The 24,855-nt window shown below is 35.9% G+C and carries 17 protein-coding genes and 2 pseudogenes; 9 read left to right on the plus strand and 10 right to left on the minus strand.

From position 1 onward, the window contains the following. Window positions 1-189: 189 nt before the first annotated feature. The 4 genes from CP367_RS08695 to pglX all read left to right on the plus strand — a co-directional run bounded on the left by CP367_RS08695 (window position 190) and on the right by pglX (window position 8,847). Window positions 190-795 carry a DUF1819 family protein gene (locus CP367_RS08695; protein ID WP_065989575.1) on the plus strand — a complete coding sequence of 202 codons (606 nt, stop codon included), beginning with the start codon at window positions 190-192 and terminating at the stop codon, window positions 793-795. After that, complete coding sequence (locus CP367_RS08700) at window positions 795-1,385, plus strand: DUF1788 domain-containing protein (protein WP_089146190.1); 591 nt, start codon at window positions 795-797, stop codon at window positions 1,383-1,385. Before CP367_RS08695 ends, CP367_RS08700 begins: the two co-directional genes overlap by 1 nt. Window positions 1,386-1,396: 11 nt before the next feature. After that, on the plus strand, window positions 1,397-5,122 hold the full coding sequence (gene brxC, locus CP367_RS08705; RefSeq protein ID WP_089146191.1) for a BREX system P-loop protein BrxC: 3,726 nt from the start codon (window positions 1,397-1,399) through the stop codon (window positions 5,120-5,122). Between the two features lie 116 nt (window positions 5,123-5,238). Further along, window positions 5,239-8,847 carry a BREX-1 system adenine-specific DNA-methyltransferase PglX gene (pglX, locus tag CP367_RS08710; RefSeq protein WP_089146192.1) on the plus strand — a complete coding sequence of 1,203 codons (3,609 nt, stop codon included), beginning with the start codon at window positions 5,239-5,241 and terminating at the stop codon, window positions 8,845-8,847. A 56-nt stretch (window positions 8,848-8,903) separates the two neighbouring features. Here pglX and CP367_RS08715 read toward each other — a convergent pair whose 3' ends face one another. From CP367_RS08715 to CP367_RS08740, 6 genes are all read right to left on the minus strand, one after another. Further along, window positions 8,904-9,320, minus strand: a complete 417-nt coding sequence (locus CP367_RS08715; protein ID WP_089146193.1) for a hypothetical protein — start codon at window positions 9,318-9,320, stop codon at window positions 8,904-8,906. Window positions 9,321-9,329: 9 nt separating this feature from the next. Further along, window positions 9,330-9,677 (minus strand): hypothetical protein, encoded by a 348-nt coding sequence (locus CP367_RS08720; protein ID WP_065989569.1) that lies wholly within the window; start codon window positions 9,675-9,677, stop codon window positions 9,330-9,332. 1 nt (window position 9,678) lies between these two features. Beyond that, complete coding sequence (locus CP367_RS08725; protein WP_065989567.1) at window positions 9,679-10,065, minus strand: hypothetical protein; 387 nt, start codon at window positions 10,063-10,065, stop codon at window positions 9,679-9,681. After that, window positions 10,065-10,748 carry a DUF4417 domain-containing protein gene (locus CP367_RS08730; RefSeq protein ID WP_158227330.1) on the minus strand — a complete coding sequence of 228 codons (684 nt, stop codon included), beginning with the start codon at window positions 10,746-10,748 and terminating at the stop codon, window positions 10,065-10,067. Before CP367_RS08730 ends, CP367_RS08725 begins: the two co-directional genes overlap by 1 nt. 246 nt (window positions 10,749-10,994) lie before the next feature. Then, window positions 10,995-11,576 carry an ImmA/IrrE family metallo-endopeptidase gene (locus CP367_RS08735; RefSeq protein ID WP_065989563.1) on the minus strand — a complete coding sequence of 194 codons (582 nt, stop codon included), beginning with the start codon at window positions 11,574-11,576 and terminating at the stop codon, window positions 10,995-10,997. Next, window positions 11,569-11,889: a helix-turn-helix domain-containing protein gene (locus CP367_RS08740; protein ID WP_089143240.1), complete on the minus strand. Its 321-nt coding sequence runs from the start codon at window positions 11,887-11,889 to the stop codon at window positions 11,569-11,571. Before CP367_RS08740 ends, CP367_RS08735 begins: the two co-directional genes overlap by 8 nt. Window positions 11,890-12,101: 212 nt before the next feature. On the opposite strand from CP367_RS08740, the gene pglZ reads away from it, so the two are divergent. Continuing rightward, a complete protein-coding gene (gene pglZ / locus CP367_RS08745; protein ID WP_089146195.1) occupies window positions 12,102-14,600 on the plus strand; it encodes a BREX-1 system phosphatase PglZ type A in 2,499 nt (832 codons plus the stop codon). Window positions 14,601-15,237: 637 nt separating this feature from the next. Here the strand turns inward: pglZ and CP367_RS08750 are convergent. After that, window positions 15,238-16,269, minus strand: coding sequence for a LacI family DNA-binding transcriptional regulator (locus CP367_RS08750; protein WP_089146196.1), 1,032 nt, complete (start codon window positions 16,267-16,269; stop codon window positions 15,238-15,240). Between the two features lie 225 nt (window positions 16,270-16,494). On the opposite strand from CP367_RS08750, the gene CP367_RS08755 reads away from it, so the two are divergent. Both CP367_RS08755 and CP367_RS08760 read left to right on the plus strand, forming a co-directional pair. Then, the gene (locus CP367_RS08755; RefSeq protein ID WP_005719553.1) at window positions 16,495-17,085 is read left to right on the plus strand and encodes a type IV toxin-antitoxin system AbiEi family antitoxin domain-containing protein; all 591 of its coding nucleotides are present in this window, start codon (window positions 16,495-16,497) and stop codon (window positions 17,083-17,085) included. After that, window positions 17,082-17,957, plus strand: a pseudogene (locus CP367_RS08760) (nucleotidyl transferase AbiEii/AbiGii toxin family protein). The gene CP367_RS08755 and the pseudogene CP367_RS08760 overlap by 4 nt, the downstream one beginning before the upstream one ends. A gap of 110 nt (window positions 17,958-18,067) precedes the next feature. On the opposite strand, the gene galE reads toward CP367_RS08760, so the two are convergent. From galE to CP367_RS08775, 3 genes are all read right to left on the minus strand, one after another. Then, complete coding sequence (gene galE / locus CP367_RS08765; RefSeq protein WP_089146228.1) at window positions 18,068-19,060, minus strand: UDP-glucose 4-epimerase GalE; 993 nt, start codon at window positions 19,058-19,060, stop codon at window positions 18,068-18,070. Between the two features lie 107 nt (window positions 19,061-19,167). Next, window positions 19,168-20,118, minus strand: a complete 951-nt coding sequence (locus tag CP367_RS08770) for a beta-galactosidase small subunit (RefSeq protein ID WP_089146229.1) — start codon at window positions 20,116-20,118, stop codon at window positions 19,168-19,170. Beyond that, window positions 20,102-21,982 carry a glycoside hydrolase family 2 TIM barrel-domain containing protein gene (locus tag CP367_RS08775; RefSeq protein ID WP_089143493.1) on the minus strand — a complete coding sequence of 627 codons (1,881 nt, stop codon included), beginning with the start codon at window positions 21,980-21,982 and terminating at the stop codon, window positions 20,102-20,104. The genes CP367_RS08770 and CP367_RS08775 overlap by 17 nt, the downstream gene beginning before the upstream one ends. 224 nt (window positions 21,983-22,206) lie before the next feature. Here CP367_RS08775 and CP367_RS08780 point away from each other — a divergent pair, with 224 nt between their 5' ends. Together CP367_RS08780 and CP367_RS08785 are read left to right on the plus strand one after the other, a co-directional pair. Beyond that, the gene (locus CP367_RS08780; protein WP_089146230.1) at window positions 22,207-23,214 is read left to right on the plus strand and encodes a LacI family DNA-binding transcriptional regulator; all 1,008 of its coding nucleotides are present in this window, start codon (window positions 22,207-22,209) and stop codon (window positions 23,212-23,214) included. Between the two features lie 192 nt (window positions 23,215-23,406). Continuing rightward, window positions 23,407-24,726, plus strand: a pseudogene (locus CP367_RS08785) (glycoside-pentoside-hexuronide (GPH):cation symporter); the annotation flags it as partial. Window positions 24,727-24,855: the final 129 nt, after the last annotated feature.

A 24,855-nucleotide genomic window follows, 5' to 3' on the forward strand; every position in this document is an offset into this window, starting at 1 on the left:
AAAATTAAGTTAGAAAAGCCCCGAAAGTTAAGTGCTTCCGGGGCTTTTCTTGTTTGGATGTAGTCAGATAAGGAGTCACAGAAAAAACTATAATTCTCTTTTCTATTATAAAACAACATATATAATAAATAAGGTAGAATTACATGTTGGTATAAACATGTAAGCAATTAACGAAAATGGGGAAAAATCATGTCACACAGTTATAATGGTGGGATTGCTTCATACGCAATTTGGTTGCCAGAATTTACGCAATTTATTCAGCTTTATCAATCTGGCAAGAGTGTCAATGAAATAAAGCAACTTAGTGATGACGAAAATATTTTTCAAATGTCGACAAAAGCGCGTGCTAAGCGCTGTTCAAGAAACCTAGCTATCAGGATAACAGCCTTACCTGAGCCAATGATCGATGCTTTTCCGCATCTAAATACTACTAATCAAAAATTGGTTTCATTAATTTCAGTGATGTTAACGAGTCGGATTCTTGATGAATTTGTCTATGACGTTTATCGGCCAAAAGTTACGATGCACGAAACTACTTTGCAGGATTACGAAGTTGAAGCATTTCTTAATCAAAAGCGAATTGAAAGTCCTGAAATAGCAAAATGGTCCTTGAATACGTTTAAGCGGCTTAAGGGTGCACTCAAAACTTTTTTGCGGGATGCAGGTTTAATGGAAATCAATCCTGAAAATAAAAAAGAAGATAAATTGCTTTTTCCACTAATTGATACACAAGTAGCCTTAATTATGAAAAATGCCAAGTTAGATTATGAATTGGCTGCTTTAGGAGGAATATAATGACTGAAGATATCAATCTTAGATTCAGCCATCTGAAGGAAAAAATGGTTGATCCTAAGTTTCAACATAATGAAGGATTATCCAATGAAGTCGGCTATTGGATCTTCGATTATCCAGCTGATCAAGAGCTGGAAGTGCGTAAGCAAATTGCCAAAATAAGTGACAGTCCTTTAGCCTCTAGAGTAAATTTACGTGTTTTTGATATTTATGATGTCATGATGAAGTTACTCAGAGAGCAAGAAGAATATACTGGTGCTGATCCCATTCCAATTCTTGAAAATATAGAAAAAAAGCAAGGTTTTGATGTACTGATTGAACAAATCAACAATATTCTTGAAATGAGCGAAAATAATAATTTGATTGTTCAATATATCCAGTCAAGATTGCCAGAGCAATGCATCGTTTTTTTAGACGGATTGGGCAAAGTTTATCCGATTATTAGAGCACATAAGATTCTCAACACGATGCATCAAGTTTTAGATAAAAATCCTGTTGTGATGTTCTATCCGGGTAATTATGATGAAATGAGCCTAAGAGCCTTCGGTGAAGTAAAAGATCAAAATTATTACAGAGCATTCAGAATAGATTAAGGAATATAGATATGACACAGATTAAAGACATCTTCCAAAAAGATATCAATCGTGATATCCGCGGAGTTATTAAGATTGGTCAAGACAGTGAAGCGATCAAGAAGCAAGAACTAGAAGAATACGTTGTAACTAATGAATTGAAGAATAATTTCACCAGATTTTTTGATGCTTATGACAAGAGCATTAATAATCCAACTGATGAGATAGGCGCCTGGATTAGTGGGTTCTTCGGTTCCGGTAAATCTCACTTCTTAAAGATTCTTTCCTATTTATTAGAAAATGATACAGTTGCTGGTCGTAAGGCAATTGATTATTTCTTGGAAGACGGCAAGTTTGATGATGACCATTTAGCTGATTCTATTAACAAGGCAACTAGTGTCCCAACGGATGTGGCTTTGTTTAACATTGATTCAAAAGCTGATTCTAATGCGGCTAATGATAGTAACGCGATCCTTAATGTTTTTCTTAAGGTCTTCAATGAACAATTAGGTTACTCACCGATTGCGGAAATTGCGGATATGGAACGCTGGCTTGATAATGCAGGTAAGTATGAAGCCTTTAAGGAAGCTTTCCAGAAACTTGATATCAAACATAATTCAACTTGGGAAGCTACTCGCAGAAACTATGCCATTATGACCACTCGTATTCAAAATGCGCTTATTAATAGTGATGCCTTAAATGAAGTGGATGCTAAGAATTATGTTGATGGCTTGCAAAGTAAGAAGTTCAGTATTGATGCTATTGGCTTTGCCAGTTTAGTGAAGGATTATCTTGATAAAAAAGGTAACGATCACCACTTCGTCTTCTTAGCTGATGAAGTAGGTCAATTCATTGGTGACGATGATAATCGGATGCTTAACTTGCAAACGATTGTTGAACAATTGGGTGTTCAATGCCAAGGCCGCGCGTGGGTTGTCGTAACTTCGCAGCAGCAAATGGATGAAGTTACTGGTAATTTCTCCAAGCACGAGCGTGACTTTTCTAAGATTCAAGGTCGTTTCAATACTTTAATTACGATGAGTTCTGCTAACGCTGATGAAGTTATTCGTAAACGTTTGCTTGCTAAGACTCCATTAGCCAAGGAAGAACTAGAAGATTTATTCACGCAGAAGGAATACAGTATCAATAATAAAATCAACTTTAGTGATGCGATTAAGCGTGAAAAATATGAAAGTGCGCAATCCTTCGTTGATAATTACCCATTTGTGCCATATCAATTCGGTTTATTAAAGGATGTCTTGTCTGCAGTTCGTAAAAAAGGTGCAAACGGTAGCCACATGTCTGATGGTGAGCGTTCAATGCTGGCAACATTCCAAGAAGCTACTAGAAGATATGAGAATGATAATTTGGGTAAGTTAGTACCCTTCTCTGCCTTCTTCATTGGGATGAAAGAATTCCTTAGTCATGACCACCAAGTTGTATTTGATAAGGCAATTGGCGATAAATATGTTAACGGTGATCATGGTGATTACGGCTTTAATATTCAAGTTTTAGCCGTCTTATTCATGGTTCGTTATGTTGATAATTATCCATCAACTTTAGAAAACATCGTAACGCTGCTCTTAGATGATATTAACGAAGATCGTCAAGCATTGACTGCTAAAGTTAAGGATGCTCTTCACGTTTTGCTTAGACAGAACTACATCCAAAAGAAAATGGATACTTACGAATTCTTGACTGACTCTGAGCAAGAAGTTAACGAGGCAATTAATGCCATCGAAGTCGATGATCGTCGCGTTGCACGTGATATCGGTGCTTACTTATTTACTTCAGGATTGATTGATTCTAAGTACACATATCCAAAGATGAAGAATCAATATATCTTTGAATTCAACATGTATATTGATGATATGGGGCTTAACCCGTTGCGTAATGATCTTAATATTCAGATTGTGTCACCATTACTTGAAGGCAGCTATCGTGATATTGACTTTAAGCAACAAGCTAGTGATGGTAAGCGTATTATCATTGTCTTAAAAGATGATGATCGTTATATTGAAAACTATCGCCGAATTGAGAAGATAACTACATATTTACAAACTCCAGAAAGTCGTTCGGACGATAAAAAGCAAGAAATTGCTCTTAACCGTCGTGCTGAAGCTAAGCAAGCGGAAGAATCTACGCAAAAAATGCTTAGAGACGACTTAATCGATGCAGATATCTATGTCTTAGATGACGTTCTTACTAAAGGCAGTAACTTTGAAGCTCGTTTAGAACAAGCTAAGAAAGAGATAATTGATAACAGTTACCGCAACTTGCAATACTTAGCTTCAGTTAAATCTGATCAAGATGTACTTGATATCTTAAAGGGTAAGAGTGATGTTACCTTATTTAAGGAAAATGCCCACGCTGTTGATGAAGTAGTTAACTACGTTGGCGTTCAAGCAGGCTCAATGAACAATGTTTCCTTTGCTAGTGTGGTTAGTCACTTTAACAATATCCCATACGGTTATAAGCAAATCGATGTTGCATGGATGGTTGCTGAGGCCTTTGCTGACGGAAGATTGAAGCTTTACTTCAATAATTCACAAATTTCTTTGAATGATGCTCATCAAGATCCTAAATCCGTTCAGCGCTATTTCATTAGTAAAAATAATATTTCTAAATTGACGATTAAGCCAGTTAGAGAAATTTCAATGCGTGAAAAGAGAGATGCACGCGAGTTCGTTAGTGATGTTCTTGAAGCGCAATTGAATTTACCTGAAGATGCCACCTCTGAACAAATGGCTGATGAAATTCAAAAGAAGACTGCGGTAGCGGTAAACATTCTGGAGAATTTACTTAAGACACAAAAGTATAACTTCAATACACCATATCCAGGCTCTGAATTATTGCAAAAAGGAATTAACGAATTAAGCCGAATTACTAAAGTTGATGATAGTGATCGTGTCTTCCAAGTTATTTCAGATCATTTAGATGACTTTGAAGATTGGCGTGATGACATAGATGATCGATCTATCTTGCAGTTCTACGGCGATGTTGAAGGACAGAGCAGCCAAGAGAGAATCTGGAATAGATCACATGATTACCTTGATCGCTTCAATCATGCGAAGGGCTTTGTCAATGATAATGAGCTAAAAGATATAGCTAACGATCTTGATAAATACTTGGCAATGGATGAATTTAATAAATCAATTCCAAAGTTGAGTGAATTAAATTCTGCCTTTGCAGAGCGTTATAACGATGATATGCAAAAAGCATATGACGAAATTGATGCGCAGATTAAGGAAAATACGCAAGTCTTTAAGCAACAAGTAACGGAGACTGGCTTCCCAGAAAAAGAAACCAAGTTGTTAAATGACGAGATCGATAATAAATTTGATTCTTTATCAGCTCAAGCACAAGGCTATAGCGAGAGTAATGATGGGGATGCTTACTTGAACTTGATTGGTTTAACGAACAAGATCGATGGTATCAATCGTGAATTAAAGGAGCGGATTTCTGAAGTTAGTCGTGAATTAGCAGAGAGACCTACGCAAAACACTCAACCAATTCCTGCTAAACCTGCTCAGAATGATGAGGATACTAAACCATCAGTAACTCCAATTGCACCGCAACCAACTGAACCGATTGTTAAACCGAAGAGAACAATCTTTAGAAACATTAATGATTTAGTCACTGAGGGATCTTGGAAGATTGAAAGTGAAAAAGATATCGATAAGTATCTTGAACAATTAAGATCCAAGCTAGAAGCTGAATTAAAAAATACTGATATCTTGAATGTCGATTTTAAATAAAAGAAGCAAATATTAAAAAGACTGACGAAAAATCAGTCTTTTTTGCTAGGGAACACAAATAATGAAAGTCTCTTGTTATAATTAATAGGTATTATTAAGCACTGGAGAGATATCTCATGGACAAAAATAAAATTAAAAAGTTTGCAATTAATGCAAGACAACACTTAAGAGATACGGTTGAAGTCAAATTAGCTGGCTTAGGCATCACAGCTGATAAGATTAACAATGAATTGCCGATCTCAACCACCGATAAAAAATATTACGTTGATGATAACGAAAATAATGCATTAACAGGTGCACAAATTGGTTGGCGCAGAGATATTGTTAATGAATTAAAGAATCGTGATTATGATAATGATCCTAAAACTGCCTTTAACGACTTCGTTGAAGAAGTTGCTTACACATGGTTTAACCGGATTATTGCGCTTCGCTTCATGGAAGTTAACAATTACTTGCCAAGTCGAGTAAGAGTGTTAACAAGTGAAGAAGGTAAGGCTGAACCTGACATTGTTGATGAAGCAATGGAAATTGAAGATGATCTTGGTGGCTATTCAGATCAGGAAAAAGAGTTGATCACTAACGCTTTGACTGATAAGACGCCAGAGTTGATGGATCAACTTTATATGATGTTGTTTATTAAGCAATGTGATGCTTTAAGTGAAATTTTACCTGGTCTTTTTGAAAAGACGCGTAATTATCTGAAGTTGTTGTTTACGCCGCATTATGATCGCGGAGTTATTCAGGACTTGATTAATGAGATTCCGGAAAGTTACTTTGACGTAAATGAGGAAGGTCAAGTTCAGATTATTGGTTGGCTTTATCAGTATTACAATACAGTTCCTAAAGAAAACTCATTTAAGAAAAAGAGATATCAAACAGATGATATTCCACCAGTAACCCAATTATTCACTCCAGACTGGATTGTCCGTTATATGGTAGAAAATTCTTTAGGAAGATATTGGATTGATATTCTTCATAGTAAGGGGGACTCCCGTTCTGAAAAAGAAATTGCTGAAGATTTCGGATGGAAATATTACATGCCAAGTTCAGAGAAAAATGAAATTCAAACTAGTGATGAATTGGCTAAAAAAGATGTAACTAATATTAAATTTGTGGATCCAGCAATGGGTTCAGGACATATCCTTGTTTATGCCTTTGAAGTTTTCATGCAAATCTATGAAACTCAAGGGTATTCTGATAGGGATGCGGCGAGCCTAATTATTAAGAATAATCTCTATGGCTTAGATATCGATACTCGTGCTTATCAACTTTCGTATTTTGCTTTGTTAATGAAAGCTAGACAAAATGACCGTCGTTTATTCAGAAGAGATCATCAAGTTCATCTTTATGATGTACCTACAATTCATTATGTTGTTGAAGATTATCATGATTTAATTACTGACTTAGGTTTAAACAAAGAGAAGACTACAAAGGACTTGAAGAAAGTTCTAGATGTATTTAAATATGGTGATGATTTAGGCTCAATTATAAAGGTGGATAAAGATATCGATATTGATAATTTAAGGAAGTTAACTGAAATGAAGGAAGAACCTGAACAGTTAAGCTTCTTAGCTGATTCCATTATGAAACGTGAGCAACTAAGTGAAGTTTTAAACGTAGCTGAAGTACTTAGAAATAAATATGATATTGCTGTAACTAATCCTCCGTATATGGGTGGAAGAAAGATGGATGCTTCACTTAAGAAGTATGTTCAGAAGAATTATCCTGATGCTAAAGCTGATTTGTTTAGTGTATTCATGGAAAAATTAATGAATTTAACTACAAAGATTGGCTACATTGGAATGATTACCATGCATTCTTGGATGTTCTTATCCAACTTTGAAAAATTAAGAGTGAAAATTCAAAGTCATACTATTATCAATATGGCTCATCTTGGTACGCGTGCCTTTGAAGATATTGGCGGTGAAGTTGTCCAAACTGCTACTTTTATTTTGCAAAATCACTCTAGAAAGAACTATATAGGTAGCTATGAAAGATTAGTTAACTATGGCTCACAGGATGAAAAAGAGAATGCCTTTCTTGAGATAATAAAAGGTAGTGATCAAAAAGATCTTTATCAAGTAGGTCAATCTAATTTTGATAAAATTCCTAATAGTCCGATTGCTTATTGGGCAAGTCAAAATTTATTTAAAGACTTTGAAAAGGGAACACCATTAGGTCAATTAGTTGATGCTAAAGTAGGGTTACAAACTGGTGACAACAAAAAATTTTTGCGTCAATGGTTTGAAGTGCAAATTGATAATATAAGCTTTAGTTCTCGTAGTATCGAAGAATCTGTAGAATCTAAGAAAAAATGGTTTCCGTATAATAAGGGCGGTGCCTATCGTAAATGGTATGGAAATTATGACTATGTTGTAAATTGGCAAAATGATGGATATGAAATTAGACATTTTACAGATAATAGGGGAAAAGTAAGATCACGTCCTCAGAATACTGATTCATACTTTAAGCCCTCTATTACTTGGTCACTGATAACAAGCAGTTTATTTTCAATGCGATATCGTTTGGCGGGTAGTATTCATGATGTAAGTGGTATGTCTTTATTTTATAAAGATCAAGATTTAAAGATAATTATGGGCCTTATGAACACTAAAGTAGGTCAATATCTTCTTTCGATGTTAAATCCTACTATAAATTTCCAAATTGGTAATATTATATCAGTTCCTTTTTTAGCATCAAATTATGATAATAGTAGGGAAATTATTCAAAATAGTATTAAGTTATCAGAGCAAGATTGGGATGCATTCGAAACTTCTTGGGATTTCAAGCGTAGTTCACTGTTAACTACCAATGCAGCAACTTTGCAACAAGCCTATAATAATTGGTCACAAGAAGCATCAGATCGTTTCAATCAACTTAAATCAAATGAAGAAGAGTTAAATAAAATCTTCATTGATCTCTATGGCTTACAAGATGAATTAACCCCAGAAGAAGATGATAAGGAAGTCTCCGTCCGTAAGGCTGATCAAGTCCGTGATATCAAAGCATTTTTGTCATACTTCATCGGTTGTGTCTTTGGACGCTATTCATTAGATAAAGATGGTCTTGCATACGCTGGTGGTGATTGGAATGATTTTAATTATCAAACCTTCATCCCTAACAAAGACAACATTATTCTCTTAGCTGATCGTCAATACTTCGAAGATAGTCGTGATATCATTGTTCGACTGAAAGAATTCTTGTCTAAGACCTTCAAACCAGATCACTTATCAGATAATATGAATTTCATTGCTCAAACTCTGGATCTAAAGAAATTTGAGAAAGGTACCAACGCTGAGCAAATCATCAGAGATTACTTCCTTAATGATTTCTACAAGGATCACTCTAAGATCTATCAAAAGAGACCAATCTACTGGGAATTCAGTTCCGGCAGAAATAAAGGCTTCAAAGCTCTAATGTATCTGCACCGCTACACTCCAGATCAACTTGCCATGGTTCGTCATTATCTTCATGACCTGCAACCAGCAATGAATAACCTGATCAATGTTGACCAGAATTTATTAGATCAAGAAACAACAGCTAGTGCTAAGAGTAAGTATCGTAAGACTATCTCAACTCTGAATAAGCAAATGGCAGAAATGGTTAAGTATGACCAAATCTTAGATCACTTATCCCAAAATCCAGTTGACTTGGATCTTGATGACGGCGTACTAGTAAATCATGATAAGCTGCAACAAGGCGAAAAGCTGTTGTCGAAGTTATAGATTATAGAGTCCAAAAAAAGACGCGTCAATCAGTGAGATTAACGCGTCTTTTTATTCTAAGAAAATTTCATTTGTTTCAGGATAGGAAAGAGTTTTTGAGTCGAATCTTTTGGTACATATATTTCAAGCTGAAGATTTGGATATTTTTTATCAAGATATGCGTAAACTTGTAAAACACGTCTGATGTAAAGCTCATTCATTACTTTAGCATACCAGCATTCGTCTGCTACTAAAATTAGCTTAGTACATTCAGGAACTTTGCTAACAACGGCATCAATTTCAGAGAATGAATTCGTTTTTAATAACGATGAACAATTGACTCTCCTTATACAGTGATCGTAGTCAAATAAATTGAAACTAGTATTAAGATCGTCAATTGAATTAAGATCTAGACTAAAAACAATCTTTGGAGGACAACTGGGTAATGGCAGACCATCTAATTGAATTGACAATAGTTTATAAGTAGATTTCATAAAGCACCTCTAGAAATCAAAACCTATTCCAGTATGATATTTAATAGCCTTATTCGCATAGTCTAACATAGTATCATATACTGGTTTTACAATGGTGTTTGTTGGAGATTTTAGACGCTCAATAAGCCATTGACGAAATGTAATACACTTTTTGTAATCGAAGTAATCATAATCTCCCCAGTCGAAAGTAGCATCAAATTTGTGCCACATTTCACTCAGAAATCCATCCTTTTCTAATGCTTGAGCCACTTTTTCGTCAAAAAAATAATTATCTGATGGTTCACCGTCCACATAAGGGATAGGGTATTCTGGATCACATTTAACAGCCGTAGGATTTAACGCAACATGTAACCACATATTATTTTTCCTTTCTTTTTTTAATTTTAAAGTGAGTTAATCGCAAACTATTTGATGGGGTACCGTCAATCTTGCAATATTTGCGCGCTTGTTTATCATAAATTCTAAGATAACCTGCAACTTTGTCAGCTTTTACTATATATCTAGTTCCGTAAAAGCTAAATTTAACTCCCGAATTTGTTTTAATATGTCGATTGGGATCGTTGGTTGGAATAAATTTATTAACCACTTCGTTTAAATCCACGCTTTGTTTAACCCAATCTTTATTCCATTTTCGTTCCCGTTCTTTACTTCTTTGATACCGCTCTTGATCTAAATGATTTTCTGGTACCGTTTTTTTAATATAAGTATTTGAAGCAATGGAGTATCTAGTCTTATAATCGCTCATTAGGCTACTACCTCCATTTTGCTTTTACTGTGAAAATCTTGGAAATACAAGTAATTAATACCTAAAGTATCTAATTGCATGTCAATTTTCTTGTCATGCTTGCCGTAAATAAGCAATGTTTCAGGGAAGATTCTAAGAATCTTATTGGTGTACTTAGATGCCTCAAAAAAATTAGTTGAATTTTTACAACCTAAAAATCCAGAGGCACACATTACTCCTTGAGGGATATTTTTAAAGGTATCGAGTGTTGTAATATCAGCAGTACGGGTATTAAATACAACTTTAACACCATTGGCGACAAGATAAGCCGCAAATAAATGATTAGCCAAAATGAGAGTTTCTTGTAATTCATGATCCATATCTGTAGTTATGGTGATGTCAGGGAATACTACTCCTGCGTATTGCTTATAGATAGGCAAATCCTGTTTGATTTTACTTAAGCGAGGATAAATTCGTCTATCGGGCTCAAAGAAAGCTAATACGGTTTTATTCCTAGGCGCAGTAATTAAAGAATTGTTACGATAATCAAAAGTTACAAATTCTTCGGGAACTTCACTTACAAAATTCGTTCTTTGAAAAATAGGCCAACCATCGGAATCGAATTCAATTTGCTCTTTTAATTCGTCATGCATTTGTTGCATAAATCGACAAATATCTACGATATTATTAATAGCTAGGGGCATAATTAGCTCCTTTCTACACCATTTAAGGTGAAACATTTCAATAATATTTGAGAAACATAGCTAAATGTGCGATAATACAACTGAATCATATAGCTTGTATTTCCGTACACTTGCTGACGTATTAATTGCTATTGCCTGAGCAATTTAATACGTTTTTTCTTTGCTCAAATTACGAAATAAAATGACATTTTTCTTCTAAAATGGAATATTTGTATGGACATCACTTCCTTTGCTGTTAATTGCCGATCAAGAAGCAATTAAGTTATTAATTTCTAAATTATACAAATCTAAAAGTTGCTGTTCATAATCGGTTAACTCACCGTTTTGCTTATAATGTCGTAGCCATTTTTGATAATAATTAAATGAATATTGTGAAGCCTCGCTGCTAATTTTAAAATTTTCATATATATCATCAGGATCTTGAGCTTTAATTTTATAAACAAGTATAGGTGGTGCAATAATAAATTTAGCAAAAAAATCTGCTTCTCTTTCTTCAGTATCAGTTCTACCTATATGGTCTAAAAAGAAATGTCCTAACTCGTGAAGAATTGTCCAATTTTGTCGTTGAGGACAGTCACAGTTATTATAGTAAATACAATCTTCATTACCGTTTTCTTCAAATGCTCCGTCTTTGCTAAGTGCTTTGATTGCTTCTAGTTTTTTTCCAGATAAGGTTGAATAAGGAATCAATTTAATATGTTCTTTCATAGCAATTTCTTGACCTAAAATAGGCCGAAGACGAATGTGGTCTTGTACGAGAACATGTGTAGCTTCTCCTTTGATGTATTCATATACTTCATCTGTTAACTTATGAGGATAGTCAATCATCTTTTTCTCCTAATAAAATATTAATTAAATCCATTTTTTCTTTTTTAGTCATATTTTTAGCGTTACGAGCAATAAGCTTTTTCGCATAACCTAATTCTGATTTTTGATCTTGAGGAATACCATCAATTAAATAATCAGAAGTGGTATTTAATGCACTCGCAATTTTAGTCATTACGCGTGCTCTTGGCGTGCGGTCACCTTTGATATAATGCGAAATTGCAGCTTGAGTGCAACCTGTTCTTTCTGCTAAATCTTTCTGTGTTATACCGTTTGTCTTTAGTAAATCCTTTATTCGCTTGCCTAAGTTATCCATTATTATGTCTCCTTCATTAATCGACAATTACATTCAACATCAAAATTATCATTATGTCAAGTAAAAACACAACATGTATACTAAGCGGCAAACTTAACTGCTACATATAGTACTTAATAGGCAGAAATGTCAATTAGTATGCGATAAATCTGCCTTTTTTGCATCCCCGCCTACTGATATAATTTATTTAACAATAGTAGGAGTGAACATGCATGACCACATTAACCACCGATAAAATTATTTCAGAACTTAATAACTATTTCGCTGATGACTATGAATACGTTTTTTGGTATGACAATAAGCAACAATTCCAAGACATCATTGACCAGATCGCTAGCAAATTAACTGAAGCTAAGCTCTACAAGGCACAAGCGGATCAACAATTTAAGACCAAGATCGATCTTTTAGATGATCCACAACATAAATACTTGATTTATGCTCCATATGAGCGCCCAAAGATCCAAGAAAATTACTTAACTGATATGGAACATTATTCCAAGCTCTTCACCGCGGATGCAACACAAATTATTCTGGAAGAATTGAATCTGCCTGAGAATAAATTGTCTTTCGTAAAACGATATCACACATACTTTGGTGCTAAGACTAGACGTAGTGATTTTGTTAAATATTGGTCAGAAGACTTTGAATCTAATCCAGAAAGGGGCATTATTGCGGCAATTACGAAGACTGAAAAGCTAGACATGAACGAACTGCTCATGAAAATCATCGCTGCTGGCAGTTCCAATAATCGCTATTTGTTCTCGTTTGCTAAATACAATGTTTTGGATCCGTTTTGGAAAATGGTCGGTAGCTACTTTGGCTATGATACAGAAGAGAATGTTAGCCTTCTTGACCTGTTCAACCGACTTTTTGTAACTTATTTGGCTAACGAATTAAGCAGCAAGTTGCCACACAAGCTGCAAGAATTGGTTCTTAAAAATAAAGACAACGTTCAAATCTTCATTGATCGCTTCGCCGATTCTAACAAGTATCAAGAATATTATGATAATGAGTCAACACGGGTTTGGGTTGATCTTGAGTTACATGATCTTCTAGTGCAAGAGACATTGAGCGATTTAACGCAAGTGACAATTTTTGATGAAGTTAATGATCTGATTTTAGCTAAAATTCGCAGTAAATTCGTTGGCAATCAAGTTACCGACTATGAGCAAGTTTTGGAGATCATTGATCAGATGCTGAAGCGGACGCGCAATAACTTCGCTAACCGTACTGAGAATGAGTATAAGTTTTTGCGTTATGCAGCTGAATTGTTGAATTTGCGTGTGCCATTGGTAGAAAACTGGCAGAAAGAATTGAGCGAATATCTTGATAATGAGTACCAGATTGACACGATTTATCGTAAATGCTTGCTAGCTTATACCAGAATTGCGGACACTGATGAATATGCTGAAATTAAGAAGACGGTTGATCTTTACTACGGCAACGGTTTGCTTAACAGTTCAGTTAAGCAATGGAATGAAACCTTCGATCTGGCGCAAGTGCCTGTTGAATTAAGACAAGAGCGTTTTTACCATAATTATGTCAAACATGTTCGTGAGCGTGTGGTTGTTATCTTCTCTGATGCGCTACGTTTTGAAGTGGCTAAGGAACTTGAAGAAGAACTCAACAGCAACGACCGTTTAACGATGAAGATGCAGTATGCCTTGACGGGACTGCCATCAGTCACTTACACGGGAATGAATGTGATGTTGCCGCATGATGCTTTAACTTGGGATGTCAAAGCTGGCAAGGTTAGAGTAAACGGCAAGAATGCGGAAACAACGCCTAACCGTGATAAGATTCTGAAGGCCGTTGATGACAGTAATTCGGCTGCTCAATTAAAAGATATTTTGGAAATGACCTCCAAGGAGATCAAGCAGTTTATCACTGGAAAAAATGTAATTTATCTTTATCACAATCAAATTGACGCAAAAGGTCATGAATTAAAGACAACCAAAGAGTTGGTTGATGCCACTGAAAAGGCGATTGCAGAAATCAAAGCTGCAATACAATCATTGAGAACTAACGGTGTAGCCCATATTATTGTCACTGCCGATCACGGTTTTATCTATCAAGAGCGACCAATTCAAGATACGGATAAGATTGACTTGAGTGATCAAAGTTATGAGGGCAATGCTCACTTACGATACTTGATTACGCCAGACAAGATTAGCGTTAAGGGCGTGAAAGGCACCACAATGGGCGTTGGTCTGGGCAATAACGATCAGACTAATGTTTATTACCCGACAAGTCCTAACGAATTCATTGCCAAAAGTGGTAGTAAAAATTACGTTCATGGTGGTTCATCCATTCAAGAAATGCTGATTCCTGTACTTGATATTAAGGCAACTTCAAGAAGATCCGCCGCTAAGCCAGCAGAAATTAAACTTGCTGCAACGACCTTCAAAATTAATAACTTGAAGATGAATCTATTGTTCAATCAAACCGCACCAGTCAGCGATGTAGTTTTACCAACGCAATACCATGTTTACTTCACTGATGAGGATGGCAAGTTGATCTCTAACAGCGTAACGATAGAAGCCGATCGCAAGGGCTCTGCTGCCGATCGCACAATCGCCGTCACGATCACAATTCAAGACGCGCAATACGATATTAACAAAAATTACTTCTTAGTTGTTGAATGCGATGGCTCAGATGAAGATCCGCAACGCTTCAAGTACACCATGGATTTGTTTACTACTAGAGGATAGTTTTAGAAAGATTATAGAGGCTTTTCTTATTGATTTTGAATCTTTCTTGAGGTTACATATAATACAATTAAGAACCGAATTTTTAGGAAGTTTACAAGTATAATAGATAAAAAATTGTCTTTTGGAGAATAAAGTAAATGAGTTAAAAATTATGGTGTATAAGTCACTAATAAAAATATAAGTGAGGAATATTTAAAGCAAAGAACATACTTTTTACAAGTTGATAAGATTTGATCAAACTCAAAATCTTGAAGTCTCTTTTAATTGATAGATATGGCTCTTGTTGGCATGGAATTAAGATATATTTTATTGCATACTTATCTTGATATTGAACACTGGGATAAAACCATTTTTTAAGGATTATCACGAATGAGATAGATGAAGATGGTTATTGAATTGTTTAAGAATTAATTCAAGACAATGCCAATCTAACAGATTTCAGAAATAGCAATATGCTATGGATTAAAGTTGTTGATTATTATGCATAAATTCGCTATGATGAATATAGAAACTATGGCAGATGCCGCTTCAGTCTTTTACTAAAGACTGTTGTAACAGAAAGGAGTACATAAGTACTCTTTTTTGGTTAAAATAATAAGCCCCGAAAGTTGTGTGCTTTCGAGGCTTTTCTTTTTTATTATTTTCTTTTGGAAATGGAGTCACGGATATTTAATTGACTATGGCAAGTGATCGTAAGTGGAATTTGAATATCTTCCGTAATTAGATCTTTAGCCAAACGAACGGCAGTCTTGCCCATTTCTTCAGTATTCATATAGACACTGGATAGGGTAGGAGTTAAGAAGCGATTGATATCTACATCATCAAAACTAACAACAGAGATATTATTTGGAATATTAACACTAGCATCATTGAAAGCTTTGTATACACCTAGTGCCATAGGATCACTACCTACAATTACAGCAGTAGGCCGATCTTTTAATTTTAAAATTTCTTTTCCTGCGTCAAATGCTGAATCTGTTGACCAATCAGTAATAAAAGAGTGACAGTACTGATCAAGATTATGTAGCTTCATCCAGGACAAGTAAGTGAGTTCACGTAGATCATTTTTTTCACAAGCAATCTTACCGTCAAGATCAAGAACCAATGATTTTCCACCGATATAAACAATGTTCTTGTGTCCCAGATTATAGAGGGTATCAAGAATATGAGAAGTTTCTTCCACGAAGTCATTACGAACGATATTACAATTATGAATATTGGTGTTGACGTCGATAAAAATTATATGGGGATTAATGCTTTGAATCTGCTTAATTGCTACAGGTGTCATTTCACCCTCGATTAGCACTGCGCCAAATTTAGCTAAGTCAGCCCAATTTTTATCATCATCTTCTATTCTAAAAGGTTGCTCAATACGTAAATGCCATTTCTTGGCTTCTTCATTAATGCCTTTATGCAGATTGAGAAAATAGGGATCGGTGATCTCACGAGATTTGTTATAGCGCATGATTAGTGCAATCGAGAGCTGGTTATCAGTTTGTTTGGGACCAGGATGTTTTTGAGATTTCGAATAATGCAGGCTTTTGGCGGTTTCGATAACGCGGGCACGACTAGCCTCATTGATTCTAAAAGTTGGATCATTGTTTAAAATTCGTGATACGCTAGCTGGCGATACCCCAGCAATACGTGCAATGTCTCTAATACTTGCCATAAAGATGCTAAATTTACTTATTTTACTACACTACATAGTAAAGTGTAGTAAAATAAGTAAAAAAGCAATTGAAAAAGAAGAATATGGAAATAATAAAATCTTAATAATTTGTTCGCTTGTTTTTATATTTGTAATTCATTAAACTTGTGTTCGAAATAATGAAAGAAGAAATATATTTTTCAATTGTAGGTAATATAATTCCATATTCGTATATTGACAGTACTTATGAAACAAAAATCATTGATTAGTCAACTAGCAAAAATACATAACGGTACAATTACTCATCGTGAATTAGCATTAAATGGAGTATCAAGTTATAGTATTTCGAAAGCTGTTCAGGATGGTACGTTAGAAAAAATACGTCCGGGAATTTATTTATTTGGTGATGATACCGAGGATATATTTTATAGTTTGCAACAAAAATATAAAAAAGGAATCTATTCTTTAGAAACAGCATTATATTTATGGGGGTTAAGTGATCAATATCCTTTTAGCTTAGATATGACTTTTCCTAGGGGCTACAATAATCCAACTTTGGATATTGAAATAAATCCACATATTCAAACTAAAAGTTTGGCTACTCAGGGAATAACTCAAACTGAATCATTCAATGGAAATGTGATTAATCTCTATACTCCTGAAAGAACTCTAGCTGAAATATTGCGACCGATTAATGCTGTAGATATCGAAATAATTACCAATGCCTTCAAGATGTGGAATAAGGAAAAGAAAAAAGACATAAATACATTAATGTCTTTTGCAGAAAAGTTTAGGGTAACTAGAAAGGTAAATAGCTACTTAGAGGTGTTGTTGTGAAAAATTATGTTGATGAGAAGCAGTTCAAAGCAGATGTAAGAAGGTATGCTAGAGAGCATAATATAAAAGGAAATGAGATTGGTCGATTATGGCAAGAAATTATGTTAGATGATTTGCTAGAAAGAATTTCAGTATCAAAATATCGAGATAATTTCATTTTAAAAGGTGGTTTTTGGTTGTCGGCTATTGTTGGTATCGATAAAAGATCCACGGAAGACATTGATGCTGAGATAAAAGGATTAGATTTGACCGAAAAACAAATAGCTAAAGTATTTGAAGAAATCTGTCAAATAAAATTAGCGGGGGATCTATTAAGCATTTCGTTGTCAGAAATTGAATAGATTCATGAGCATGAAGAGTACAAGGGCTATCGATTACATTTTAATGCTTCTTTTCGGAAGATAAGATATCCATTAAAAGTAGATGTTTCAACAGGGGATGTTATTACACCTAGGGAGATTGAATATAGCTATAAATTACATATAGAAGATCGACATATTAATATTTGGGCATATACTATGGAAACTATAGTAGCGGAAAAATTAGAAACGGTAATTACGAGAGGAATAGCTAATACACGTATGAAAGATCTCTATGATTTATTCATACTGCAGAGAGAACGAATCAATTTAGCTACTTTAAAGTCAGCTTTTGCTAATACTACGAATTACCGTGAATCAATCTTTTGGACAGGACAAGATATAGGTTATAAGTATTGTCTAAGATAAGTAGATATTATTGCTGAAAATAGTAATATGCAGAATCTTTGGAATAGATACGTGAGAAAACATCCTTTTGCTAAGGGAATCACTTTTACTCAAGTTATTCAGGCAGTTCAAACTTGGCTAACTAAATTAGAGTTTGAAAAATAATTTCAATTAAAAATGACGCTAGTTGATCGAACCAGCGTCATTTTTTTAGATAATAGATGTAGAAAATAGTTTGAAAAACGATTAGTTTTTATAGAAATCTTTATTATACTTTACTTGTCTTCGTAGCCCTTTGGGTGACTCTTGTGCCAGTTCCAAGCAGTGGCGATCACGTCATCGACATTTTCATGCTTTGGCTTCCAACCAAGAACTGTACGAGCCTTAGTTGAGTCGGCAACAAGCGAGTCAGGATCGCCGCCACGGCGTGGCCCCATTGTGTAAGGGATGTCAATGCCGGTAACTTTCTTAGCACTTTCCAAGATTTCCAAGTTGGAGTAGCCATGTGCAGTACCTAAGTTGAAGACATCTGACTTATTAGTCTTCATCATATGCTTCAATGCTAAAATGTGAGCATCGATTAAGTCTTCAACTTGAACGTAGTCACGTACGTTAGTACCGTCCTTAGTGTCGTAGTCATCACCGAAGATAGTGAACTTGCCGTCACCGGCAATGGCACTCTTTAAGATATTTGGAATAAGGTGAGTTTCTGGTGCATGGTCTTCACCAATGGTACCATCGCTTGAAGCACCGGCTACGTTGAAGTAACGTAAGGCAGTGTACTTGATGCCATCAGCTTTGTCAGCCCAAGCCATGATCTTTTCCATCATCATCTTGGTTTCACCGTATGGGTTGATTGGGTTAAGTGGGGTGTCTTCAGTGATTGGCAACTTCTTAGGAATACCATAAGTTGCAGCACTTGAAGAGAAGACTAAGTATTTAACACCAGCGTCATTCATAGCTTGTAATAATGAAATCATGCCAGTAACGTTATTGTCATAGTACTTAAGTGGCTTTTTAACTGACTCTGGAACTAATGAATATGCTGCAAAGTGCATTACAGCATCAATCTTTTCATCACGTAAAATTTTGCTTACCAAAAAAGTATCTTCAATATCGCCTTGGTAAAACTTAGCCTTAGGATCTACAGCCTTTCTGTGACCAGTATATAAAGCATCTAAGACAACAACATCATTGCCTTCTTTAACTAATTCGCGTACAGCGTGTGAGCCGATATAACCCGCACCACCGACAACTAAAACTTTCATGTTTTGCGCTCCTTTATTTTAGTTATTATCTTTTATTGAAATCGATTACATTATAACACATATTTTAGTAAATAATTTACTTATTTTAGATAAATTATTTAAAAACACTAATTTAGTCTAAATGAAAATTCATGATCTTGACTTGGGTCGATTTGATACTGATCTTCAACATCTGCACCCCAGCTGTCAATGCCGCCAACACCGCGGACAGCACCAGCAATTACCAAAACAGTTCTGCGGGCTAATGGCAGTTCTTCAATATGAGTTGCATTTTCTAGTTCTTCTGCTGTGTAGGGAAGGCAACTGAAGTTGAATGGCTGCTTAGTTTGCGTAATCTTTAAACTAAAGTCGCCATCTTTGTCCGCATTGTTTTGCGTAGAATTACGGGTGATGACTAATTCATTAGTCTGCATGTGCATCCCGTTTTCCTGTGGTACAAGATACTTAGTAACTGGCAAGCCGTCAATGTGGAAAGTTCCGCGTTCTGCTCCAGCCATTCTGTCAGGGTAGGTTTCACCAGACAAGCCAGTATAGTCAAAACTTTTAGCCTTGGTTGGCATAATGAATCTCATGCCGATAACAGGCAAAGGCGGCAAGCCTTTTTTACCAAAATAATGCATGGTAATCGTCATGTGACCAGCATCATTAATATTGTAAATGATTTTGACTTTGGTTGCAGGAGTAGTTAAAGTTTCGTAGTCAAAAGCCACTTTTACTTCATGGGCAAATTCCTGATTGCTAAATTGATTATTGATTGGAGCGATAGGCAATTCGTCGAATTGGTGATCGTCAACTTGAACGTGAATACCCACACATTTAGTGAACATGTCAGCTCCTAGCCATTGGGCTGCTTTTTGATTAAAGCCGCTACCGCGATCGTTATCGGTGGTCGCCCGCCAAAAAGTTGGTGTAGGCGTGCGGTAAAGCCATTCTTTGTCCTTGATTTTCAAAGATTCAAGGCCACCACGCTCGTAGCTGAATAAATAGGCGAAATCTTGACCATTGACTCCTAAACTAGCTTCGCCATAAACGACGTGTAAATTATTTGTGTAAGCCATAGTAGTATCTAACCTCCTGCATTGCTGGTTTGGGTGTGCGGTCTGCGAACATTAAACCGTCGCCAGAGAATTCATAATCGGAGTGACGATCATCAAAGTCGCCACCGTAACGCAATACGTCCTGTCCGCTGACTGGATCATGCACAAGCAGAGCCTGATCGATGAAGTCCCAGATAAAGCCGCCCATGTACTGAGGGTATTTATCAATTAGCTTGATGTAAGAGCCTATGCCACCGTCGGAGTTGCCCATGTCGTGCATGTATTCACATTCGACAAGTGGCTTTTTAGGATTTTGGAGATATTCTTCTGCCTCTTTAGGTGGCAAATACATACAGCTTTCAAGGTCTGAGATTTCTTTCTTAAATTCTGGTGCATGGAAGACGCCTTCGTAGTGGGTGAGGCGAGAAGAATCGTGATCTTTGTAGAGTTTGTTCATAGCGGCGATGTTGCTGCCGGCATATGATTCGTTGCCAAGTGACCAGAATAAGATTGCAGTGTGATTCTTGAAGGTTTCATAATTGCTGCGGGCACGGTCGACGACGACTTCACGCCATTCGGGGATGCTGCCGGGTACATTGGAAGTAGCTTCAACTTGGCCTAACTTTTGCCAGGTGCCGTGGGACTCCAAATTGTTTTCCGCCATCATGTAAATTCCGTTTTGATCGCAGAGATAGTACCAAGGAATTTGATTTGGATAGTGGCAGGTCCTAACGGCATTGATGTTGTTGTGTTTAAAGGTAGCAATGTCTTGCTTCATGTCGGCTAGGGTAATACTGCGGCCACGCTTAGCATCCCATTCGTGACGATTAACGCCGTTGATGATTAATCTTTTGCCGTTAAGCAAAACCACATGATCCTTGGTAATTTCAATTTTTCTAAAACCAAATTGGTAAGGAATAAGTTCAACTAATTTGCCATCTTGGTCATGAACTTTAATGATTAATTGATAAAGGTATGGATCATGGTTGTCCCATAGGTGAACATTGGCAAAAGTTTCGTTTTCAATTTCAACGGTTGATTTAAGTGGCAACTTTTTATTAAGCAAAGTTTTGCCATCGATATCTTCAATTAAGACGTGGACATTGCCACTGGTTTTACCCATAAAGTGCAATTTAGCGTTGAAGACACCGTCATGGTAATCATTAACAACAGTTGGTTTGATATCTAGATCCATTAGATGAGTCCGAGGTAAGGCTAAGAGTTCAACTGAACGAAAAATACCGGAGAATCTAAACATATCTTGATCTTCTAGCCAGGAAGCAGTGCTGTGTTTGAAGACTTCGACAGCTAAGATGTTGTCTTTTGCTTGAATGTAAGGTGTAAGATCGAATTCGGAAGGTGTGAAACTATCTTCGGCGTAACCGATGAAGTGACCGTTGAGATAGACATACATGGCCCGTTCAACGCCTTCGAATTGAATATGGATGTCATGGCCGGCTAAAGCAGGATTTAAGTCAAAGTGTTTAAGATATGAACCGACTGTGTTGTCTTTTCCTTGACTAAAATCGCCATCCTTGATGCCGCGCCCCAGGGTGTAGGCAGGTTTACGATAGATTTTGCTTTCCCAGGGATACAGAATGTTAGTGTATTGATTTTGGGCGTAGCCGTTTAATTCAATTTCACTAGGAACGGGGATGGTGTCAAAGGAAGATGAGTCAAAGCTGAGTTTGTAAAAATCAATGGGCCGGCTTTGAGGATCTTTTGAAAAATGAAACTGCCAGGCACCGTTGAGGCTTTGTTTAAAACTGCTGCTGTGGTTTTGCCATTCACGGTAATCTTTGTAAAAAGGATGATCACTGTGAGCTGGCAGTTGATTAATCCTGAAGACTTCAGGATCATCAAGCCATTTGATATTTGCTTTCATGATAAGACCTAGTTTCTATAAAAAATATATTTTGAAAACGGTTTTATTATAACACAAAATTAAATAATTTATCAAATAAATAAATAATTTAGTAATTAAAAGTAAATAAATTAATTGTCAAATCTCGAGAAAAATATTTTTGAATAAAATTGATCTTTATTGGAATTAAGTAAATATTTTGTATAATAAAGACAGGAATATTAGTAAATGGGAAAGAAATAATTATGACAACTATTAAAGAAATTGCACAAAAGTCGGGGTATTCTTCTGCGACTGTTTCGCGGTTGCTCAATAATGATCCTAACTTATCGATTACTGCAGATACCAAAAATAAAATTTTAGAAATTGCTAATAAGCTTGGTTATTGGAAAGACCACCAAGAAAAGGAAATTAAGCCTACAATTGCGCTTCTTTACCGCACTAACCATAAAGAACAGTTGCAAGATGAGTATTTTACTTCTTTAAAGCAAGCCTTGGTAGAAACCGTTAAGCAAGAATCAATGAAGATGAAGACCTTTTATAATGCGGCTGACTTAATTGAAAATGCCTCATTGTTCCAAGGTTTTATTGGAGTTGGAGCAGCGCCAATCGAAAATGCTGAGTTGGTAAAATTGCACGGAGTTTTACCAAATGGGGTGTTTGTTGATACTAATCCAGCTCCCGAATTGTTCGATTCAATTAGACCTAACTTAACTTTAACAGTTAAGAATGCTATTGATTTGTTTATTAAAAACGGCTATGAATCGATTGGTTTTATTGGTGGTGTTGGCCCTAAGCATGATCATATTCAAGAAAATGATCCACGTTCCGTTGCCTTTGCGGAATATATGAAGGTTCGCGGAAAAGATGACAGCAACGTGTTCGTTTCAGGACCATTCAGCGTTGAAAATGGTTATAAGCTTGGCAAAGAAGTAATAAAGAAGTACAAGAACAATTTACCAGATGCATTTTTAATTGCTTCTGATACATTAGCAGTCGGTGTTTTACAGGCCCTTAACGAAGAAAATATTAACGTACCAAAAGATACCGCAATCTTGAGTATCAATAACAGTAATGTAGTGAAGTACGTATCACCACCACTTTCTTCTTACAACATCAACCAGCAGGAAATGATTGATTTAGCTTTAACTATGCTGACCAATTTAATTATTCAACCTGATCGTGCGCATATTGATGTGAATATGAACACTAACTTGGTGGTACGTAAAAGCTTTATTCCTAAAGGTGAGTAAATTTTTTAGTAAATAAAAATTTTTCATTTTGAATATTTTGAAAAGAGAATGCTGAAGCATAGCATTCTCTTTTATTTTTACTCTAAGTAAATAGTTTAGTTATATTAAATAAATAATTTACCAAAACTGATACTAAGCGTATACTCAGATATGTAAACGATTACAGATGATAACAATTTAGGAGGAAGCATTATGACAAACAGTCATAAAAATTCAGGGAAACAAATAATTTCCTATGCATCATTCTGTCTGGGTAACTTAGGACACGCAGCTTTTTATGGTGTAATGAGTACATACTTTATTATTTTTATTACTAGCGGAATGTTCAGTGGGCTAGAGCAATCAGTAGCTGATAAATTGATTGGTTTAATCACTGGCTTAATGGTAGTGATTAGAATTGTCGAGTTGGTTATTGACCCAATCTTGGGCAACATAGTTGATAATACCAAAACAAGATGGGGGAAGTTTAAGCCATGGATTTTCTTGGGTACTGTAGTTAGTGCAGTATTATTATTAATTTTATTTACTGGAATCTTTGGCTTAGCGCAAAGCAATTGGATTCTTTTCGCTATCTTATTCGTAATTATCTACATCGGTTTTGATATCTTCTATTCATTATCCGATGTTTCATATTGGGGTATGGTTCCGGCTTTAAGTGAAGATTCACATGAGCGTGGTATTTATACTTCATTGGGTGCCTTTTCAGGTGCTATTGGTTGGAACGGTTTAGCAATTATCGTTGTTCCATTAGTAACTGGGGTAACTTATGCAGTTACTGGTAAACATGAAGAAGGCGCACCAGGTTGGCTTGCCTTTGCGGCCGTAATTTCAGCTTTAGCAATTGTTTGTGCCATTATTGTTTGCTTAGGTACTAAAGAAAAGCACAATTTAATTAGAAATTCAGCCAAGCAGAAAACTACTTTGCCTCAAGTCTTCAGTGCTATTTTCCATAACGATCAAATTCTTTGGCCGAGTTTAGCCTACTTAGTCTTTTCACTTGCTAACACTATTACTAACGGGGTTTTGTTCTACCTGTACAAGTTTGTCATTGGTAAACCAGGCGAATTCTGGGTTGTAGGGCTTGCTGCAACGATTGTAGGGTTCTGTGTCAGTCCATTATTCCCAGTTTTAAATAAGTACATTCCAAGAAAATGGTTGTTTGTTGCAGGTCAAACTTGCATGATCTGTGCTTATCTTTTATTCATTTTCTGCCGTGATAATGTTGTGTTAATGGACTTAGGGTTGGTTTTATTCAACATCAACTTTGCTCAATTAGTAACTGTTTTGACCTTAACTGATGCGATTGAATATGGTCAGCTTAAGAGTGGTCAAAGAAACGAGGCCGTCGTTTTGGCAGTTCGTCCAATGATCGATAAATTCACTGGTGCTGTTTCTAATGCTTTGGTTGGATATGTAGCTATTGCAGCTGGTATGACAGGTGCCGCAACTGCTGCCGACATGACAGCACACGATATCAGCACTTTTAACGAAAAGCGCCCGAAAATCCCCGTATTTTAATGCGGGGATGGATAGGGCCAAGCTGACCTAGCAGTCAGCTTTTTTATTAAAAAAATAGAGACATATGTTCGCTTATCCTGTAAAATATAAATATCTAATCTATGAGGAGGTGAAATCATGAAG

Origin of the sequence: Lactobacillus sp. UMNPBX16 (assembly GCF_002553775.1) — a bacterium.
GTDB classification, from domain to species: Bacteria; Bacillota; Bacilli; order Lactobacillales; family Lactobacillaceae; genus Lactobacillus; species Lactobacillus crispatus.

Coding starts and splice junctions, on each gene's coding strand:
- CP367_RS08695 (WP_065989575.1), top strand. CDS start 190: ATGTCACACAGTTATAATGGTGGGATTGCTTCATACGCAATTTGGTTG.
- CP367_RS08730 (WP_158227330.1), bottom strand. CDS start 10,748: ATGCCCCTAGCTATTAATAATATCGTAGATATTTGTCGATTTATGCAA.
- CP367_RS08780 (WP_089146230.1), top strand. CDS start 22,207: ATGACAACTATTAAAGAAATTGCACAAAAGTCGGGGTATTCTTCTGCG.
- CP367_RS08755 (WP_005719553.1), top strand. CDS start 16,495: ATGAAACAAAAATCATTGATTAGTCAACTAGCAAAAATACATAACGGT.
- pglX (WP_089146192.1), top strand. CDS start 5,239: ATGGACAAAAATAAAATTAAAAAGTTTGCAATTAATGCAAGACAACAC.
- CP367_RS08715 (WP_089146193.1), bottom strand. CDS start 9,320: ATGAAATCTACTTATAAACTATTGTCAATTCAATTAGATGGTCTGCCA.
- CP367_RS08725 (WP_065989567.1), bottom strand. CDS start 10,065: ATGAGCGATTATAAGACTAGATACTCCATTGCTTCAAATACTTATATT.
- CP367_RS08750 (WP_089146196.1), bottom strand. CDS start 16,269: ATGGCAAGTATTAGAGACATTGCACGTATTGCTGGGGTATCGCCAGCT.
- galE (WP_089146228.1), bottom strand. CDS start 19,060: ATGAAAGTTTTAGTTGTCGGTGGTGCGGGTTATATCGGCTCACACGCT.
- CP367_RS08775 (WP_089143493.1), bottom strand. CDS start 21,982: ATGAAAGCAAATATCAAATGGCTTGATGATCCTGAAGTCTTCAGGATT.
- CP367_RS08720 (WP_065989569.1), bottom strand. CDS start 9,677: ATGTGGTTACATGTTGCGTTAAATCCTACGGCTGTTAAATGTGATCCA.
- CP367_RS08735 (WP_065989563.1), bottom strand. CDS start 11,576: ATGATTGACTATCCTCATAAGTTAACAGATGAAGTATATGAATACATC.
- CP367_RS08770 (WP_089146229.1), bottom strand. CDS start 20,118: ATGGCTTACACAAATAATTTACACGTCGTTTATGGCGAAGCTAGTTTA.
- CP367_RS08700 (WP_089146190.1), top strand. CDS start 795: ATGACTGAAGATATCAATCTTAGATTCAGCCATCTGAAGGAAAAAATG.
- brxC (WP_089146191.1), top strand. CDS start 1,397: ATGACACAGATTAAAGACATCTTCCAAAAAGATATCAATCGTGATATC.
- pglZ (WP_089146195.1), top strand. CDS start 12,102: ATGACCACATTAACCACCGATAAAATTATTTCAGAACTTAATAACTAT.
- CP367_RS08740 (WP_089143240.1), bottom strand. CDS start 11,889: ATGGATAACTTAGGCAAGCGAATAAAGGATTTACTAAAGACAAACGGT.